The organism is Rhizobium etli 8C-3, from assembly GCF_001908375.1.
GTDB lineage: Bacteria > Pseudomonadota > Alphaproteobacteria > Rhizobiales > Rhizobiaceae > Rhizobium > Rhizobium etli_B.
The window spans coordinates 502378-520852 of sequence record NZ_CP017241.1 but is presented as its reverse complement, the minus strand read 5'-3'; the positions used below and the strand labels follow the sequence as shown (position 1 = coordinate 520852).

The 18475-nt window shown below is 59.6% G+C and carries 20 protein-coding genes; 11 read left to right on the top strand and 9 right to left on the bottom strand.

The window, feature by feature from the left end; genetic code table 11:
- Positions 1–10: 10 nt before the first annotated feature.
- Entirely contained in the window at positions 11–1315 is a 1305-nt protein-coding gene (locus tag AM571_RS02630; protein WP_074060066.1) for an AAA family ATPase, read from the top strand.
- 64 nt (positions 1316–1379) lie between these two features.
- Positions 1380–1958, top strand: a complete 579-nt coding sequence (locus tag AM571_RS02625; protein WP_074060065.1) for a hypothetical protein — start codon at positions 1380–1382, stop codon at positions 1956–1958.
- 126 nt (positions 1959–2084) lie between these two features.
- On the opposite strand, the gene AM571_RS02620 is transcribed toward AM571_RS02625, so the two are convergent.
- The gene (locus AM571_RS02620) at positions 2085–2606 is read right to left on the bottom strand and encodes a tetratricopeptide repeat protein (RefSeq protein WP_074060064.1); all 522 of its coding nucleotides are present in this window, start codon (positions 2604–2606) and stop codon (positions 2085–2087) included.
- A gap of 288 nt (positions 2607–2894) precedes the next feature.
- Here AM571_RS02620 and AM571_RS02615 point away from each other — a divergent pair, with 288 nt between their 5' ends.
- Positions 2895–3416, top strand: coding sequence for a hypothetical protein (locus AM571_RS02615; protein ID WP_074060063.1), 522 nt, complete (start codon positions 2895–2897; stop codon positions 3414–3416).
- A 202-nt stretch (positions 3417–3618) separates the two neighbouring features.
- On the opposite strand, the gene AM571_RS02610 is transcribed toward AM571_RS02615, so the two are convergent.
- From AM571_RS02610 to AM571_RS02585, 6 genes are all read right to left on the bottom strand, one after another.
- Complete coding sequence (locus AM571_RS02610; protein WP_074060062.1) at positions 3619–4500, bottom strand: SDR family NAD(P)-dependent oxidoreductase; 882 nt, start codon at positions 4498–4500, stop codon at positions 3619–3621.
- Complete coding sequence (locus tag AM571_RS02605) at positions 4497–5285, bottom strand: hypothetical protein (protein ID WP_074060061.1); 789 nt, start codon at positions 5283–5285, stop codon at positions 4497–4499. The genes AM571_RS02610 and AM571_RS02605 overlap by 4 nt, the downstream gene beginning before the upstream one ends.
- Before the next feature lie 10 nt (positions 5286–5295).
- Positions 5296–5883, bottom strand: coding sequence for a protein-S-isoprenylcysteine O-methyltransferase (locus tag AM571_RS02600; protein ID WP_074060060.1), 588 nt, complete (start codon positions 5881–5883; stop codon positions 5296–5298).
- Between the two features lie 77 nt (positions 5884–5960).
- Complete coding sequence (locus AM571_RS02595) at positions 5961–6542, bottom strand: hypothetical protein (protein WP_074060059.1); 582 nt, start codon at positions 6540–6542, stop codon at positions 5961–5963.
- Positions 6543–6696: 154 nt separating this feature from the next.
- Positions 6697–6834 carry an ABC transporter gene (locus AM571_RS37205; RefSeq protein WP_074060058.1) on the bottom strand — a complete coding sequence of 46 codons (138 nt, stop codon included), beginning with the start codon at positions 6832–6834 and terminating at the stop codon, positions 6697–6699.
- Positions 6835–7003: 169 nt separating this feature from the next.
- The gene (locus AM571_RS02585; RefSeq protein ID WP_074060057.1) at positions 7004–7591 is read right to left on the bottom strand and encodes a L,D-transpeptidase; all 588 of its coding nucleotides are present in this window, start codon (positions 7589–7591) and stop codon (positions 7004–7006) included.
- Positions 7592–7858: 267 nt separating this feature from the next.
- Here AM571_RS02585 and AM571_RS02580 point away from each other — a divergent pair, with 267 nt between their 5' ends.
- The gene (locus AM571_RS02580) at positions 7859–8617 is read left to right on the top strand and encodes an SDR family NAD(P)-dependent oxidoreductase (RefSeq protein ID WP_074060056.1); all 759 of its coding nucleotides are present in this window, start codon (positions 7859–7861) and stop codon (positions 8615–8617) included.
- 24 nt (positions 8618–8641) lie between these two features.
- Here the strand turns inward: AM571_RS02580 and AM571_RS02575 are convergent, their stop codons facing one another.
- Positions 8642–9547, bottom strand: coding sequence for a GntR family transcriptional regulator (locus AM571_RS02575; RefSeq protein ID WP_074060055.1), 906 nt, complete (start codon positions 9545–9547; stop codon positions 8642–8644).
- Between the two features lie 231 nt (positions 9548–9778).
- Between AM571_RS02575 and AM571_RS02570 the strand changes: the two genes are divergently transcribed.
- From AM571_RS02570 to AM571_RS02540, 7 genes are all read left to right on the top strand, one after another.
- The gene (locus AM571_RS02570; RefSeq protein WP_074060054.1) at positions 9779–11281 is read left to right on the top strand and encodes a UxaA family hydrolase; all 1503 of its coding nucleotides are present in this window, start codon (positions 9779–9781) and stop codon (positions 11279–11281) included.
- Positions 11282–11310: 29 nt separating this feature from the next.
- Positions 11311–12330, top strand: coding sequence for an aldo/keto reductase (locus AM571_RS02565; protein WP_074060053.1), 1020 nt, complete (start codon positions 11311–11313; stop codon positions 12328–12330).
- Between the two features lie 10 nt (positions 12331–12340).
- A complete protein-coding gene (locus AM571_RS02560; protein WP_074060052.1) occupies positions 12341–12787 on the top strand; it encodes an RbsD/FucU family protein in 447 nt (148 codons plus the stop codon).
- Positions 12788–12996: 209 nt separating this feature from the next.
- Complete coding sequence (locus AM571_RS02555; RefSeq protein ID WP_074060051.1) at positions 12997–13983, top strand: ABC transporter substrate-binding protein; 987 nt, start codon at positions 12997–12999, stop codon at positions 13981–13983.
- Between the two features lie 118 nt (positions 13984–14101).
- The gene (locus AM571_RS02550; protein ID WP_074060050.1) at positions 14102–15652 is read left to right on the top strand and encodes a sugar ABC transporter ATP-binding protein; all 1551 of its coding nucleotides are present in this window, start codon (positions 14102–14104) and stop codon (positions 15650–15652) included.
- Between the two features lie 29 nt (positions 15653–15681).
- Complete coding sequence (locus AM571_RS02545; RefSeq protein ID WP_074060049.1) at positions 15682–16656, top strand: ABC transporter permease; 975 nt, start codon at positions 15682–15684, stop codon at positions 16654–16656.
- A gap of 67 nt (positions 16657–16723) precedes the next feature.
- Complete coding sequence (locus AM571_RS02540; RefSeq protein ID WP_074060048.1) at positions 16724–17743, top strand: zinc-binding alcohol dehydrogenase family protein; 1020 nt, start codon at positions 16724–16726, stop codon at positions 17741–17743.
- Here AM571_RS02540 and AM571_RS02535 read toward each other — a convergent pair.
- Positions 17740–18459 carry a copper homeostasis protein CutC gene (locus AM571_RS02535; protein WP_074060047.1) on the bottom strand — a complete coding sequence of 240 codons (720 nt, stop codon included), beginning with the start codon at positions 18457–18459 and terminating at the stop codon, positions 17740–17742. The two genes, AM571_RS02540 and AM571_RS02535, sit on opposite strands and share 4 nt — an antisense overlap.
- Between the last annotated feature and the right edge of the window lie 16 nt (positions 18460–18475).

Sequence of the window (18475 nt, the reverse complement as noted above, 5' to 3'; positions counted from 1 at the left end):
CGAGGTCCGTATGCAGTATTCGCCCGATCAGAATCGTCAAGAAGTCGTAGTACCCCTCGATCCACGGATGCCGATGGCCCCGGCAAGCCTGGAGGAGACCGGCCTGGAATCGTCGTTCCTGCTAAGGCTGGCGGCAAAATGTGCGGCCGAGCAGGATACAGTCACTGCATCTCACCTGGCTGACCGCATGAAATTGCCGAAAGTGCTGGCCAATATCCTGATCAAGGAACTTGTGAAGCTCGCATTCCTGGAGGCTCGTGGCCTGGCCGGTGAGGATGTGAGATCCGACATTCGCTATACGCTTTCCACCAATGGCTTCGAATATGTCCGCGCGGCGTCGCGTCAATCCCAGTATGTCGGGCCGGCGCCGGTGTCGCTGGACGCTTTTTGCCGACAAGTGGGGTTGCAATCCATCCATGACGAGCGCGTGACCCCAGAGCGGCTGATCGAGAGCCTTGAAGGGCTGGTGCTTTCGGATTCGCTGGTCGAAAAACTAGGTCCGGCCATGAACTCGGGTCTCTCCATCCTGCTTTACGGACCGCCCGGAAACGGAAAGACGAGCATTGCCGAGCGGACGTCGCAACTGTTTCGCCAAACGATCTTTGTGCCCCATGCCATCGAGGTTGGTGGCCATGTCATCAGTTTCTTTGATGAAGCTGTGCATCAACGCGTTGCCGGGGCTGACGCAAAACCGTATCCGAAGGCCGATCAGCGATGGATCGAATGCCGTCGTCCGGTGGTCAAGACCGGCGGGGAATTGACGCTCGACCTGCTCGATCTCACCTTCAACGAAGGACCAAATGTCTATGAAGCGCCGGTGCATCTGAAGGCATCCGGCGGCGTTTTCATCATCGACGACTTCGGTCGCCAGCAGGTGGCGCCGCAAGCGCTGATCAATCGCTGGATCGTGCCGCTTGAGCGCGGATACGACTTTTTGACTCTGCACACCGGCAAGAAGTTCAAGGTTCCATTCGACGAGCTGGTCGTCTTTTCGACGAATATCGCCCCGAGGGATCTTTCCGACGAGGCTGGTCTGAGACGCTTGAAGTACAAGATCTTCGTGAACAACCCGTCGCGCGACGAATATATCCAGATTTTCAAGTCGTATGCCGGCGGTGCGGCGATAGATGTCAGTGGTATCGATCTGAACGTCTTTTATGATCGCAAGTACCACGGCGCCATGCTGGCGTCCTGCTATCATCCGAAGTATCTTCTCGACTTCGTCGGGTCATACTGCGATTTCAATGGGATCCCTAAGGTCGCTTCTCTGGATATGCTGGAACGGGCCTGGGAAGGGGTGTTTGCTCTGGAATGAGTTGCCAGCGTTATTGAGGAATACCTGAAACAATGACCTGATGACGTGCGGGGGAGAAAAGCCAATGACCAGCATCCCGAATCTCGACGCCGAAGTGGACGAGGCAAGGCAGCGCGTTATGCGCACGACCGCAGAGCAGAGGCATCCAAGAAACGGGCCGCTCATCGCCATGGTCGTGATGCTTTTGCCGATCAACGCAGGCATCCTGATTTATACTGCCAAGAACGCAGGGGATCTGCGCGAGAGCCGCGAAACGATTGTCGCGCTCAAGAGGTCGATCGATGGTCTGAAGGCACAGGTAGACAAGCAGGGGCGCATTTTTGTAGAAAATGCAAAGGCTGATGACGTGGCAGTCATCCGCCAGCAGACTGAAAGCTTGCAAAAGACGATTTCCATCATGAATGAACGGATGCGCTCCGGTTCGTTTGCTTCGCGCGCTAGCGGAGCGTTGGTACTGAGTGCGCCTGGCAAGGAACCGACCCAGTTTTTCGCGCCATCGCCCGCTGCCCCGCCGGCTGGAAATCAGAGCCCGGATGGAGGTATAACGTCCATCGATGCTCAGGGTGTTTCGGTCGACAACCTGCCGCGCTACGAGCGAACGGTCTCGCCGGAAGGGAAGCTTATACTCCGGAAGGTGCAGTAAGCGGCGACCCACCGAATCAGCGATGCAAACGCCGGCGACGCAGATCGTCGTTCTACGTGCCGGTTCGGCAACGATGCCAGTCCGTCGACGGAGTGTCGACTGGGAGCCCGGATTGGCGAAAGCCTATCACCGTTGTGCGAATTTCGTGCTGTTCTTCAACAATTCGAGGTTCCGGGCAGTCACCTCGTTTGCGGGATCGAGTTCGTAGGCTTTGAGAAAGTACCGCCTGGCATTGGGAAGGTCGCCGCGCAAGAGGTGCGAGTACCCAATGTTGTTGTAGTAAACAGGCGTCTTGCCGATCATCCTTGCGAGTTCCCGGTAAGCGCGGTCGGAAGTATCGAAGCGGCCGACCATGTCCGCAGAGGCGGCAAAGCCGAGCCAGGCGGCAGGATCTTCGGGAAAGACGTTAACCGCGCGCTTGTAAATGGCGTATGATTTTCCGTAGTTCTTTTCCTGAAACTGCAGCTTGCCAGTGGTGATCAGTTCGTCGTTCTTGTAAAAGGCGACGGCCGAATCATCCTCGACGGTCTTTGCGCTATCGCCGTAGGCAGCCAGGCTATCAAGGCCGGACGACTGGCATCCGACCAGGACCGCTCCACTCGCAAGCAGGAATGCAATGCACCTGATCTGAGCTCTAACCTGCAACATTAGCAATTTGATCCCCCGATTATTCAGGCATCCTAGCCAAGCATTCGGATGTGTCCACGAGAAATCTTCTTGAAAAAAAGCTAATAACTCAATAATTTAGGGAACCAGTCGCAAAATAGCGACAAATGCGCAGCCTGTTGTGAGGCAAAATGAGCCAGTTTTTGGATGCGCAGGATTCGAAAGACGCGCTTCGCGGATTGTGATTCGTAGAGTAAAAATTAATCGAACGTCACCTATATTGTTCCTGTCGGTCATCGCGTGACCGTAAGCCAAAGGACGAATTGTCATATGCGGACCGCTCTATTCACGCTGGTGCGACTGGGGCCATCCTTGGCTTATGCGACAGCGTCGGTCTTCCTCATCAGCATGCTGCTCTTGGAATATTCTCCCTCGAGCGCTTCCGCCTGGTGGCTATACATGACGATCCTTCCGATCATGCGCGAGCCCATCTACCTGCTTTTTGCGGTACCTGGAGTGGGGATCCGGATCGCTATCGCACTGCTGATACTTGCGTCCGTCTTCGGTATTCAACTTGCCTTGCAGCCTCAGCGGTACCTGCGGTCAGGTTTCATCCATGCGCATGTCGCGCTGATCGCGACCGGCCTGACCATGGGGCGGGCGGCCGTGGCGCACGCCGGCATTTCCAGCTTCTCATTGCCGCAATTGCTGCGGGGCGACTGGTCTTTCCTGCCGCTATCTTATTCACCGCTCGGAACCTTGCTATTTGTCCTCGTGCTGTCGGCCTGTATCTGCTGCCACTTGAGAATCCTCGGGCACACATATCGGTCGGGCGAAGAACAGGCGGATTGAGCGCGATTTGATGCCTCATGTCCGCGCCGTTTGCCCATTCAGCGTCTGCATTTCTTCGCGGTAGGGGTCTGTTTCTCGCTGTTTTGCGTCCGCCTGATGGAATTCGCGAGGGGGGCGGCTTGGCAGCGTTTGTCCGCTCTAGGTGTTGCTGCTCTATGCGCAGTGACCAGTTGCGTGCGTTCGCTCGCCTTGAGCTTGCCCCTCAGGGGCCTGCCGTCGTCACTGCGCGATGGCCAAGGCGGCGGCATTCCTTGAAGGTCTTTCCTGAACCGCATGGACATGGATCGCCGCTGCGCCGCTGCAGGCGGCCGATCAGAGGAAGCGTTGCTGCTGAAGGCAGCAGGGCGGCCACAAGGGCGACAAGCTTGGCCGAGATGCCAGGCACGACAAGCCGACGGCCGGATCTGAAGCCGCGCCAGGCGCACTCTGCCACAGTCTCCGAATCCAGTTTCGGCAATATCTTGAAAAGCTGTGCCCGGCCGGCGCCCGATTTTTCGAGGAACTCGGTAGACACCGGTCCCGGCGCAACGCATGTGACGGTGACGCCCGTGCCTTGCAGCTCCTGATGAAGCGCTTCCGAAAAGGAGCGCACGAAAGCTTTGCTCGCATAATAAAGGGCCATGTTCGGCCCCGGCGTGAAACCGGCGATGGAACCTAGATTGAGAACGCCGCCGCGCCCGCGCGCTGCCATTTCCGGCAGAAAGCGAAGGGTCAATTCACTGAGGGCTCGTATGTTGAGATCGATGATGCCAAGCTGATCATCGACCGGAAGCAGCGTCGCTGCACCGCGCAATCCATATCCGGCGCTGTTGACCAGAACATCGCAATACAATTCGTTTGCAGTCAGGAACTCCTGCAAGCGCGCCGAGGCATCGGCCGCAAGGAGATCCAATTCCAGCGTGAATGCTTCGCCGCCGGCCGCCCCCACCTCTGCCGCGGCGCCAAGCAGGCCTTCAGACGATCGCGCAACGAGCACAACGACAGCCCCGTGCTCCCGGGCGGCAACTTTGGCAATTGCCCTGCCGATGCCGCGCGACGCACCGATGACGACGGCGGCCGGACGAAACTCATTCTGCATGATCATATTGCCGTCCCTGAAGCCGTCTTATCGAGAGCGGCAGCACCCTGTGGGGCGATGCTCTTCACTTCGCTGGCGACTTCGCCGTTCAATATCTTTTCGAACCGTTCCAGCGCCCGCGCGACATTGGCACCATCCATGACCCTATGGTCGTAGTGGATCCGGACCGTGACCGATCCATCTGCCGAGATCGGGCCGTAGTTGAAGAGCGTGGTCAAAGGCGAAAGAGGGTTGAGGGACTCTGCCCCGAGACCGGAATAGACCGACAGCTGGAAAGTGCCGAACCGGCGGGCACGCTGCCGCCCGATGTTCAGCCCGAGCCACATCAACAGCCACCTCAAAGGCGCCGGTGCGCGGGCGAACTTCAATGCACGCCGGAACTCCTTGATTTCCAGGACCGGGCGCGAGCGCGCCACCTGGATCAAGGCTTCGAGTTCGGCGATCGGCCGCCGCTCGGGGGCCTTGATGGAGCTCAGCAGGACGATCCGCTCGCCGTCATGTTCGCGCTCGTGGGCAATCGAGGCCACGCTTTCTGGATACTCGTAGAGCTGAGCTCTCGGGAACTTGATGTAAGCGCGCCTGAGGTCCGGTGTCTCCCGGGAGAGAAGCGCGTATCCCTTCAAGAAGAGTACGGTCCAGGACGGCCTGCTCGGCTGGGCCATTCTGGCCTTCTGAAGCGGGGCAAGGTTCATCTGCCGCTGCACGGTGACCCGTGGTACTCCGATCGAGAACCGCATCAGATCTCCGACAAGGCGCCGTGCCGCCGAAAGCTTGATGATACGGCCCCGCATCATGCCTCCTCTAGTAAAGAAAGGGAATAATCCGCTTGGTCCTGTCCATATAGGCGCGATACTGCGGACCGAAAATTTCCAACATCATACGCTCTTCCTTGTCCACCCGCAGAAAAAATAGGACTGCAAAGCCAACCAGGCCAGCCAGCCCGACGAACCAGTTCGACAGCAGAAAAGCCTGGCCGAGGCCCATCAGCAGGAAAGACGAGTACATGGGATGGCGGACGAAAGCGTAGGGACCGCTGGAAATCAGTTGATGCTGGTCGCGAATCTCCAGCGTGATCGACCAGTTGCGGCCGAGTTCCTTGTGGGTCCTGCGAAAGACCCACATGGCGGCGGCAAAGAGCACCGCTCCGACGGCCACCGCCAGGGCGCTGGCGGGATAATCGGCTGCTTGCGGCATGCCGGTGGCGACATAGAACCCCGGCACGATAGCAAGACCGAGCAGCGCCGAGGCAAGCCCGATCTTCTCGATGGACGAACGGCGGTGACTGACGACACGCACGCGCTTGGCGCGGCGCTCGAAAGGATATCGGATGACATACCAGGCAACGACGCCGAGCACCCACAGGATCTTGCCGACAACAGCTATGCTCAATTTAAGTCTCCAGAGCCCTTCTGCGTCCTGCAACCGACTGGATGGAGAATCGGTATAACAGCTTGCCCGCCTCGCACTTACGTATTCATTTCGCGAAGCTGCGTCACGAATTCTTGCGGACGGAGCCAGATGCTGGGGGCCTTATAGCCCATCGAGCGAGCGATTTCTGCTACGAAAGCATTGCAGTTGTAAACCGTAGCCTGCCAGAACTTGGATTTGGCCTTCAGCTTGCGGATGAAGGCAACGGTTTCATTGTATTCGGATGGAGTGAGAAGAACGCGCCAGCTCGCCGACCTGTAGGCCTCCTCCAGGTCGCCGTCACTGGCCCCGGTTTCGGCCGGTACCGGCACGAAGTGGCCGAGCACGTAGGGGCCGGTATCGTTGGTCGCCGGAGCAAGCCCCGCGACCTCCGGATTGACCATCCCGCCAGCTTTGTTCAACCGCCCGAATATCACGTAGGTGTGGCCGTAGCTCAGCGCGTAGCGCGAGCGGAATTCGACAAAGTACTGGCCATCTGTTTTCTGCGATGATTCGCTGACATAGCCCCCCCGCGCATCCGAAACGAAACGCGGCTGCGGTGGCTTGTCTTCTGTCTGGCATGATGTAAGCGCGAGAGCGAATAGAATTACAAGTGATAGACGGCCCTTTGCAAGCGTCATCGCTACACTTCATCTCCCGGTATCGAGCGAGCATCGACGCATGCCCCGCTTGACGCCAATCTTTGCGCTGCAAGCTGCAAGGCAGGTCCAGCCCGGACTGCACGACGTGGGGAAGGGCCACGAATGCCCCCTCCCATTCAGCAACAGTTAGTTGCTACTTATATACTGGTGCCGGTGCCGTTTCCGCTACGGGCGGCGGGGCTTTCCCCTTGCCCTTACCGATCGACCCGCAAGCGCTCAAGCTTGCAACGGAAAACAACGCAACTAGGCACATGATCAGAATTCTGCTCATCAGTAGTCCTCTCCTTAGCACGGAATAGGTTATCGAAGGCAACGCTTCTACTAATAGCCGCAAAATACGCCTAAGCCAAGTGCAGAAAGGACACACCTTGCCTCTGCGCAACCTCCAGCGCCCCATAATGCCTAACAGACCGTGGCGTTATCGTTGCAAAATGTAAGCATCATATGACCAATACTGGCGTGCCCACCGGAGTCCTGCTGTAGAGGTCTACGATGTCCTCGTTGGTCAAGCGAATGCATCCATTGGAAACCGCCTGCCCGATCAGCCAGGGCTCGTTCGTTCCATGCAGCCGGAACAAGGTGTCCTGTCCGCCCCTGTAGAGATAAAGGGCAGCGGCGCCAAGGGGATTATGGGGTCCGCCCGAAACACCGCCCGCATACTGCGCCAGGTGCGGTTTGCGCCGAATCATGCTGGCTGTGGGCATCCATGAGGGCCACTCCGCCTTCCGCCCGACGGTCGCCCTTCCCTTGAGCGTCAGCCCCTCCTCGCCGACTGCAACGCCATAGCGCAGGGCCTCGCCGCCGCCTTCGACCAGATAAAGGTAGCGCTCGTAGGTGTTGACCACGATCGTTCCAGGCGGCTCGCTTCCGTCGTATGGCACGCGCCGCCGCCGGTAACGAGAACTGATTCGCGGCGTCGACGAAAACATCGACCCCACCTGCCATCCCGTCGTTGATGCACATCCAGATACCATCAACGCCAGACCGCCCAGCAGGAGCCCCCGGCGCGCAACATGTTTTTTTTCCATCTCTACCTGCTAAGCAATCATCGACCCTGTTCTTGTCTTAACATCCCGGCGCCAGCCGGCCAAGCCTCGCGCCAAAGGTGAAAGCTGCAAACGCCCTCGTCCACCTTGAACCTGCGCCGCCGTCCCTCAAGGGCCGGGGCGCTGACCAACCGGAAGCGTTCAGGGTGAAGCAGAACGGGCGGCTGCCGTTGCTTGCGCTCATGAAAGGTCTTGCATCGATGGCATGCCTCTGCTCGACTAGAGGCAGGGGAAATGAGGAGAAACATGATGACGACGCCTGACTTTACGGGGAAAGTCGCGCTCGTAACCGGCGGAGGGTCCGGTATAGGTGCAGCCATTTGCCGGCAGCTCGCCGACGAGGGAGCAGAAGTTGTCGTTGCCGACCTCGATGCTGACTCCGCACGCAACCTTGCCGCGGAGATTCGTTCGGTGGGTGGGCGGGCGCGTGACTTTGCCGTCGACGTCACCGACGCCGGGGCTGTGGAAAAGCTGATCGGCTACACTGTCGAGACGTGCGGCGGTCTGCATCTGGCGGTTAACAACGCAGGCGTAGACGGCCCCCGAAAGGCGACGGCAGACTACCCGCTCGACAATTGGCACAACCTGATGAACGTCAACCTGAACGGCGTTTTCTACTGCATGAAGCATGAGATCGCCGCCATGCTGCAACGCGGCGGAGGGGCCATCGTCAACATGTCCTCCGCCCTTGGTTCGGTTGGATTGCCATTCACAGCAGCCTATACGGCCGCCAAGCACGGGGTTGTCGGCCTCACCAAGGTCGCCGCGATCGAATATGCGAGATTTGGCATCCGCATCAATTCCGTCGGCCCCGGCTGGATCGAAACACCGCTTCTGACCGAGCACATTGCGATTGCGGGAAGTCGGCGCATGGAAGCGCTTCAACCGATGGGCAGGCGCGGCAGGCCCGAGGAAGTCGCAGCCCTCGTTTGCTTCCTTCTGTCCGAACAGGCAAGCTTCATCACTGGAAGCTACCATCTCGTGGACGGGGCCTATACCGCCCATTAGTTGCACGCGGGCGACAGCGCCTGCCTAAGCTGGAGACTGCCCGGCAGGATTTTGCGGCAGCGACTGAAGGAGGGTCTGGCGCGCAGAACGCAGATGCAGGCGGCAGGAAAAGTCGATCGCCGCCTGATCGCGTGATTCGAGTGCGGCGATATAGTCGAGATGCTCGTGAATGGCGCGTCCGTTGCGCTGGCGGGCGAAAGCCTTGTTCCACTGGTAGTGATAGTGGAAGATGATCGCGATCGCGTCATAGAAGTCGGCGATGAACCGGTTTTTCGCCGCACCGTGGATCAGGAGATGGAACCGCTCGTCGAGGGCCGAGAATTCCTTGTAGCGTGCGTCGAAATCGTCGAGCATCGCAAGATGCTCGGCCTTGATGTCGGCCAATGCCGCCCATGCTTCGTTTTCGGGCGGCAGCTTGCCGAATTCGGCGGCCGAATGGAGCTCGAACATTTCGCGGACATCGGCAAGTTCCAGTGCGAATTCGCGGGTGAAACCTTTCAGGATCCAGTGGCTGTTCGGTCGCTTTTCGATGAGGCCGAAGCGCGAGAAACGGATCAAAAATTCGCGCACGCTCGTCGTGCCGGTGCCGATCTCGCGAGCCAGTTCCAGCTCGTTGATCTGCATGCCGGGCGCGGCATCATCGGACAGGATGCGCTGCATGAAGCTGCGCTCGATGATATCGTGCAGCGAATCCGTCTCTTCGGACGGAAAGAAATCCTTTTCCGTGGGAACGCGCAGGACGATCTTCTGGCGCTTGTTCCAGCGGATGATGCCTTCATCGTTGAGGCGGGTCAAAATCGCGCGGGCCGTGCTGCGGCTGATGCCGAGCTGGGCGGCGATTTCGGGTTCGGAAGGCAAGGCGGCATCCGGGCGCAGTGCGGCAGCATACCTGTTATAGGCTTCCTTGAAGACCGTGTTCTGCCTTGCCATGCCACCCCGCTCTTTCCTCGCGTCTTTGAACTTTGCAAAACCGCAAAATCCCAAGCGCAGGAGCTACTCGAATGCGACCTTTATTCTATTTTCTGACCATCTGCGGCTGTTTGCCTCCCTTGCCCACAGGAACAATATTCCCGTTGACTTGAAAATGTTTATTGTAGATAAAAAACAAAATCAATGCGCATTTTGCCCACGCAGCAGGCGCGTTTTTCAGGGAGAAGACAATTGGACAAACTGCCTTGGCTCATCCTGTCTGCGGGAGACAACGTCGCCGTCGCAACGGCCTCGATCGAAGCCGGAGCGACCGTCGCAGGTATCCAGACCCGGCAGAAAATCGAACCCGGCCACAAGGTCGCGATCGCCGACATCCCGCTCGGCACGCCCGTGGTGAAATATGGCCAGGCGATCGGCCGCACGACTGCCGAGGTGAAGGCCGGCGATCATGTCCATAGCCATAACCTGCATTTCGAGAACGACCGCCTGGCGGCAACTGCAAATTCGGCGCCGGAAGCGGCGAGCGCGCAAGACCGCGCGCGTACGTTTACGGGTTATCGCCGCGCGGATGGCCGGGCGGCCACCCGCAACTATATCGGCATCATCGCCAGCGTGAACTGTTCCACCACCGTCTGCCGTGCGATTGCAGACGAGGCCAATCGCACCATCCTGCCTTCCTACGACGGCATCGACGGCTTCGTGCCGATCGTGCATGACCAGGGCTGCGGCATGAGCTCGACCGGTGACGGCATGTCGGTCCTTCACCGCACGCTTGCCGGCTACACCCGCCATGTCAATTTCGGTGGCGTGCTGATGATCGGCCTTGGCTGCGAAGTAAACCAGCTGACGCTCTACGGCCAAAGCGGTGCCGGCGACGCCAAGCGGCACTTCAACATTCAAGACGCCGGCGGCTCGCGACGGGCCGTCGAACGCGCCATGGGGATGCTCCGGGAGATCGCCGCCGATGTCGGCAGGGAGCGCCGCACGCCGATCCCCATCAGCGAAATCATCATCGGCCTGCAATGCGGTGGGTCGGATGGCTTTTCGGGTATTACCGCCAATCCGGCGCTCGGCGTGGCAGCCGATCTGCTGGCCGCAGCCGGCGGTACCGCGATCCTTTCCGAAACCTCGGAAATCTACGGCGCCGAACACCTGCTGCGTAGCCGCGCGATCAACGAGGAGGTGGCCAAAAAGCTCGACGACAAGATCGCCTGGTGGGAGAAATATGTCGGACTGCATGGCGCCTCGCTCGACAACAACCCCTCGCCCGGTAACAAGCGCGGCGGATTGACGACCATTCTTGAAAAATCGCTCGGCGCAGTCGCCAAGGGCGGCCGGTCTCCGCTGACGGCAGTCTACAGCTATGCCGAACGTGTAACTGCGCCCGGACTCGTTTTCATGGATACGCCCGGATACGACCCGGTTTCGGCAACGGGTCAGGTTGCAGGCGGAGCGAACTTGATCGCGTTTACCACCGGCCGCGGCAGCTGTTTCGGCTGCCGTCCCGCGCCCTCGATCAAGCTCTCCAGCAACTCGGCGCTTTATGCTTCGATGGAAGAGGACATGGATATCGATTGCGGAACGATCGCCACCGGCGATGCGACGATCAGCGGCAAGGGGCGCGAAATTTTCGACCTGATCATCGATACGGCTTCCGGCAAGAAGACGAAAAGCGAGGAGTTCGGCTACGGCGACAACGAGTTTGTACCGTGGCATTTGGGCGCGACGCTCTAGCAAAGACCGGCTCTTCACGGGGAGGGAAGATGAAGACGAGGAAAATCGGCAAGACGGAACTCACGGTCACCGAAGTCAGCTTCGGTGCCGCGGCTCTGGGGGGCCTTTACCGTGCCTGCCCGCGCCAACAGGCAATGGAAACGCTGGAAGCGGCTTGGGAAAGCGGCATCCGCTATTTCGACGTGGCGCCCTGGTATGGCCTCGGCCTTGCCGAGCGTCACGTGGGAGATTTCCTGAGGGCAAAGCCCGAGAACGAATATGTGCTCTCGACCAAGGTGGGCCGGCTTTTGCGGCCCGTGCCGACTGGTACGGTGCCGGACTACAGCTATGTCGATCCACTCTCCTTCGACGCCGACTACGACTATTCCTATGACGGCATCATGCGATCGATCGATTTCAGCTATGCGCGGCTGGGGCTCAATCGCGTGGATATTCTTTACGTCCACGACATCGGCAGCTACACGCACGGTGCCGAAAAGAATGCGGTCCACCTGAAGAATTTTCTCAATTCCGGCATCAAGGCGCTGGAACAGCTGAAGTCATCGGGCGCGATCAAGGCTTTCGGCCTGGGCGTCAACGAGGTTCCTGTCTGTCTGGACGTCATGGGCAACGCCGACATCGACGTCATCCTGTTGGCCGGGCGGTATACCTTGCTCGATCGCTCCGCTGTGGCAGAGCTCCTGCCGCTCTGCCGCAGGAAGGGCACGTCTCTGGTTGTCGGCGGCGTCTTCAACTCCGGCATCCTTGCGACCGGCCCGGTGCCGGGCTCACATTTCGACTACATGCCCGCGACACCTGAAGTCCTTGCCAAGGTGGGCGCGATGGAAGAGATCGCCAGACGCCACGGCGTTGTGCTCGCCGCCCCGGCGCTGCAATTCCCGCTGCGCGAACCAGCCGTTTCTTCCGTGCTGATCGGTACGGCGAAGGCATCCAGCCTCAGGCGCAACATGGAGCTCTTCGAGCCCGCGCTGCCCGATGCGATCTTTCCTGAATTCGACCACCTGACACTCGTCGCGCCACCGCTTGGCCAAGACGCGGTGCGCGTTTAAGGACCAGACGATGCTTAAAGGAATTCATCCTGTCCTCAGCCCGGATCTTCTGCGTGCCATAGCGCGCATGGGGCACGGCGACGACATCGTCATCGCCGACGCCAACTTTCCCTCGAGCACCATGGGACCGGAGGTCATTCGTGCCGATGGCGTAACGGCGACCGAAATGGCCGAAGCGATCCTGGCGCATATGCCGCTCGACACTTTCGTTCCGGAAACAGCGTGGCGCATGGAGGTCGTGGGCGATCCCGGCGCCATGCCCGAGGTGTGCGTCGAGTTCCAGGAGATTGTAAGCAGGCGGGCCGGCGATTTCCGGATCGCCCCGCTTGAACGCTTCGCATTCTACGAGCATGCCAGGAAGGCGGCCTATATCGTCGCGACAACCGAATTCCGGCTTTATGGAAATCTAGTTTTGAAGAAAGGCGTCGTGCACCCGCATGAAGTCTATCGCGGCTGAGATTTCTTTTAGAATGCAGTTTAATTTATTTAAAAACAGGAGCTTGAGAGTATAGTCGAAACAGCCGCAGCCGGCCTCTAACCACTTGCAATTTGCTACGGCCTCAGCTAGCTTCCTTGCGTAACTGTTTTTTATCGATAAAAAATCGTCCGCCTGCGTTCAGCGGTCTGGTTTCTTGGAGGAGAACGCAACCTGAGAGGAGAACCCACATGCGCATGAAATCCATTCTGTCTCGTCGAGCCTTCACGGCTCTCGCGGGCGCTGCCGTCATCGCAACTGCAATGCCGGTCCCATCCTTCGCAGCCGACGTGACGATCCCGATCATCGTCAAGGATACGACGTCCTTCTACTGGCAGATCGTGCTCGCTGGTGCCCGCAAGGCCGGCCAGGATCTCGGCGTCAACGTCCCGGAACTCGGCGCGCAGGCCGAATCCGACATCAATGGCCAGATCAGCATTCTCGAAAATGCCGTCGCCGGCAAACCAGCCGCCGTCGTCATTTCGCCGACCGAGTTCAAGGCGCTCGGCAAGCCAATCGACGAAGCCGCCAAGTCGGTTCCGATCATCGGTATCGACTCTGCCGCCGATTCCAAGGCATTCAAGTCGTTCCTGACGACGGACAACGTTCAAGGCGGCCGTATCGCAGCTGATGGTCTGGCTGCAGCCATCAAGGAAATGACGGGCAAGGAAGAAGGTGATGTGGTGATTCTTACCAATCTTCCGGGCGTCGGCTCGCTCGAGCAGCGCCGTGAAGGCTTCCTGGATCAGGTGAAGACCAAGTATCCCGGCCTGAAGGTCATTGCCGACAAATACGGTGACGGCCAGGCAACGACTGGTCTCAACATGATGACCGACCTCATCACCGCCAACCCGAACCTCGTCGGGGTCTTTGCCTCCAACCTGATCATGGCGCAGGGCGTTGGCCAGGCGATTGCTGAAAACAAGCTCGGCGACAAGATCAAGGTCGTCGGCTTCGACAGCGACGAGAAAACTGTCGGCTTCCTGAAGGAAGGTTCGCTTGCCGCACTAGTCGTGCAGGACCCCTACCGGATGGGCTATGACGGCATAAAGACTGCGCTTGCGGTTTCGAAGGGCGAAAAGGTCGAGGAAAATGTCGACACCGGCGCCAACCTCGTCACCAAGGCGAATATGAGCGATCCGAAGATCGACGCTCTGCTCAACCCGAAGATCAAGTAAGCACAATCCATGGCTGCGCGCGAGAAATCCCGCGCAGCCACTTCTTCACCTGTGTTATCGTTTTCTTAAAGAGCGCGGATCGCTGGTGAGGACAACAATTCGTGAGGAGGAAACGTCCATGAGCCTGGAAGAGGTCAGTCATCGCCACGACGACAGCGCGACACTGAAAGAGGCAACCCGCATTCCTGCGGGCTCACCGATCCTCGAGCTCAGGGCATTACAGAAGAATTATGGCTATGTCCAAGCGCTGAAACCCGCCACGATGACGTTCCTGGCTGGCGAAATTCACGCGATAGTCGGCGAAAACGGTGCGGGCAAATCGACCCTCATCAAGCTTCTGACCGGTGTGATCAGCCGAACCGCGGGGGAAATCTTCTGGTGCGGCCATCCCGTTGCACTCGCAACGCCGAACGAGGCGATTGCGCGCGGCATCAACGCCGTGCACCAGGAGGTGGTGCTCTGTCCGCACCTGACGGTTGCAGCAAATCTCTTTCTCGGCGACGAAGTCAACCAGTACGGCCTCATGCGAAAGAAGCAGATGGTCAAGATGGCACAGGCCGTCCTCGACGATCTCGGCTTCGGCCTGCCCGCAAATGTCCTCCTGAGTGCGCTCACCATCGGCCAGCAGCAGCTCGTTGCAACGGCACGCGCAGCCATGCGCGGCACGCAGTTCCTCATCTTCGACGAGCCTACGGCTTATCTTACCCGACAGGAATCTGCACAACTCTTCAAGCTCATCCGTCGCCTGCAGGGCGAAGGCGTGACGATCGTCTACATCAGCCACCGCATGGAAGAAGTCTTCGAGCTGGCCGATCGCGTCTCGGTGCTTCGCGACGGCACGCATGTCGGCACGCGCACGATCGGCGAGACCAACGAGGCGGAGCTGATCGCACTGATGATCAACCGCTCCATCGAACAAATCTATCACAAGGAAGAAATACCGATCGGCGACACCATCCTCGATGTACGTGGGCTTTCCGGGCCCGGTTTCGAGGACGTATCGCTGTCCGTGAAGGCCGGTCAGATCGTCGGGCTTTACGGCCTGATCGGGGCGGGACGTAGCGAATTCGCACTCGGCCTCTACGGCCGCGAAAAGACCACGGCAGGCGAGGTCCGCTGGATGGGCAAGCAGGTCGATATCAAGAACGAACGCACGGCGATGGAACTCGGGATCGCGCTTGCACCCGAGAGCCGCCGCGATCAGGGGCTCTGCCTCAACCTGTCCATCAGTCTCAACATCAACTTGCCGGTCTTCAAAAGGCTGAGCAAGGGCCCGGTCATCAGCCACAGCGAGGAATCGCAAAACGCCGACCGGCAGATTCGCAATCTTTCGATCAAGACCCCGAGCCGCCGTGTGCTCGCGTCCAGCATGTCCGGCGGCAATCAGCAAAAGGTCGTCATCGGCAAGTGGCTCAGCCACGGCGCGCGCCTGTTCATCTTCGACGAGCCTACGGTTGGCGTCGATGTCGGCACAAAGGCGGAAATCTACCGGCTGTTTGCCAAGCTCTTGAAGGACGGCGCAGGCATCATCCTGATCTCGTCCTACCTGCCGGAAGTCTACGAGCTTGCTGACCGGCTGCACGTGTTCCGCCGGGGCCAGTTGGTCGCAAGCCACGACTACCACGCCGCAACCCACGAAGAAGTGCTCGGCGAAGCGATCGGCGTCTGAGTAAAAGAACAAGAGGGAGAGAGAAAACCATGACTGTAACCCCCACGGAAATCGTCGCCCCGCCGCCGCGCCGAAAAGTGAACATCCTTTTCAGCCTGACCCTGATCGGGCTGCTTCTCTTCCTCTGGATCCTCCTTGGCATCGTCACCGTCAGCTTCTGGACGCCGCTCAACATCTCCAACCTGCTGCGGCAGGGTGCGATGACGGCAATCCTGGCGCTCGGCCAGACCTTCGTTATCATTACTGCCGGCATCGATCTATCGGTCGGAGCCATCGTCGGCTTTGCCGGCGTCATCCTCGCGTGGCTTCTGCAGGCGGGGGTGCCGGTGTGGGCATCCGTCCTCATCACGCTGCTGATCGGGGTCGGAATTGGGGCCTTTCACGGCTTTGGCATCGTCAAGATGGGTCTGCCGCCGTTCATCATCACCTTGGCGACGCTGACGTCGCTGCGCGGTATCGGGCTGCTCATCACCAACGGATCGACCATCAATATCGTCAACGAGCCCTTCACGAATTTCGCCCGCGCCGACTTTCTCGGCGTGCCGAGCCTCTTTTGGATGGTCATACTCGTTGCGGTTCCGTCCTTCATCTTTCTGCATCTGAGCCGATGGGGCCGCTATCTCTTCGCCGTCGGCTCCAACCGCGAAGCTGCCCGCCTTTCCGGCGTGCGCGTCGACGGCATGATCTATCTCGCCTACATTCTCTCGGCGACCTTCGCCGCCTTTGTCGGCGTGCTGCTCGCCTCGCGCATCGCGATCGGCAACGCGACTCAGGCCGACGGTTGGGAACTGCAGGCGATCGCCTCTTCCGTCATCGGCGGCACCAGCCTTTTCGGTGCGATCGGCTCGGTTCACGGTCCGTTGATCGGCGCCTTCATCCTTGCCACGATCAACAATGGCGCAAACCTCTTGAACGTCAATTCGTTCTGGCAGCGCATCATCACCGGTCTGCTGATCATCGTGATCGTCTATTTCGATCAGTTGCGCCGCCGCCGGAGCCAGTAAGAGCAAGAAAAGATCGTGAAGCCGGTGCCGTGGCCGGCTTCTTCATGTTCTGAATGCGAGACACATCATGAAAGCAGTGCTTTGCCAGAATCCCGGAGTGCTCGAAACGATCGAGCGCCCCTCCCCCGGAACGCCTGCCCCGGGCTGGGTCCGGCTTGCCGTCAGTCACGTGGGCATTTGCGGCACGGATTATCACATCTTCGAAGGCAAGCACCCCTTCCTCGAATATCCGCGGGTCATGGGCCACGAAATCTCGGCGACCGTGCTCGAGGCAGGTGACGGTGTCACGATGACTGCCGGAACGCCAGTGATCGTCAATCCGTACCTTTCCTGCGGCAACTGCGTTGCCTGCCGGCAAGACAAACCGAACTGCTGCACGAATATCAAGGTGCTTGGCGTCCACACCGATGGGGCGTTCTGCGAGGAAATCGCCGTTCCGGCCGGCAATCTCTATGCCGCGAAAGGCTTGAGCCTGGAGGCGGCAGCAACCGTCGAGTTCCTGGCGATCGGCGCACATGCCGTGCGCCGATCGATGGCGCCCGCCGGCTCGCGCTCGCTTGTCATAGGCGCAGGGCCGATCGGGCTTGGCGCTGCAATCTTCTCACGGATTGCCGGACATGACGTCACGCTGCTCGACACCAGTGCCGAACGTTTGCAGATGGCTTCGGAGCGGTTCGGCTTCGTCTCCGGTATTGTCGCCAATGACGAAACCGCTAAAGCCGTGATGGCAAAGACCGACGGCGACGGCTTCAATGCCGTATTCGACGCGACGGGCTACGGTCCTTCAATGGAAAAGGCATTCGGTTTCGTGGCGCATGGCGGCGCACTCGTGCTGGTCAGCGTCGTCAAGGACGACATCCGCTTTTCCGACCCGGAATTCCACAAGCGCGAAATGACGGTCATCGGCAGCCGCAATGCGACGCGGGCGGACTTCGAGCATGTCGCCGATTCGATCGCCAGAGGTCTGGTGCCGGTCGACAAGCTGATCACGCACCGCACCACTCTTGCCGACGCGCCGCGCGACCTCCCGCGCTGGACGCATGAAAAGACCGGCCTGATCAAGGCCGTCATCAAAGTGGCCGCTTAAGCCGCGTCGATCGCCTGACGCATCTGCCGGACGACCGCGACATCGGTTTGATTGGAGACCGGTGCCGCGAAACCGAAAGAGACCGAGCGCGGATCGATCTTGGCCGGCGAACTGCACGAGCCATGGACCTCCCGGGCACCCGTGATCTGCAGAATTTGCACGACATTGCCGTGGCGCACGCCGCTTCCGGGCATGATCGAAATCCGGCCGCCGGCCTTTGCCGAGATACGCTTCAGCGTCTCGAGGCCATCCATCGCCTTGGGCGCGCAGCCGGAGGTGAGGATGCGCTCGCAGCCAAGCTCAATGGCCTGCTCCAGCGCAACATCAACATCCGGTACGAGGTCGAAGGCGCGATGCAGCGTAGAGCCTAGACCGGCAGCATGCTGTTTCAAGCGGTGTATGAGCGGCATGTCCAGCGTCCCGTCGGGCCGGTTTGCGCCGATGACGACGCCGGCGAGGCCGAAAGCGCGGACGGCATCGATATCGGCCACCATTGCATCCTCGTCGGCTGCATCGAAGATGAAAGGCCCGGAATGGGGCCGGATCATCGCGTAGACCGGGATCGGTGCTGAGGCTGCGGCTTTCATGAGACCCGCGACCGGCGTCAGGCCACCCAGTTCGAGCGCCGAGCAAAGTTCGATACGCCCTGCGCCGCCCTCGATTGCGGCAGCAAGGCCTCTCGGGCTGTCCACGCACACTTCAAGCAAAGCCGCCATCTTTCAATCTCCTACA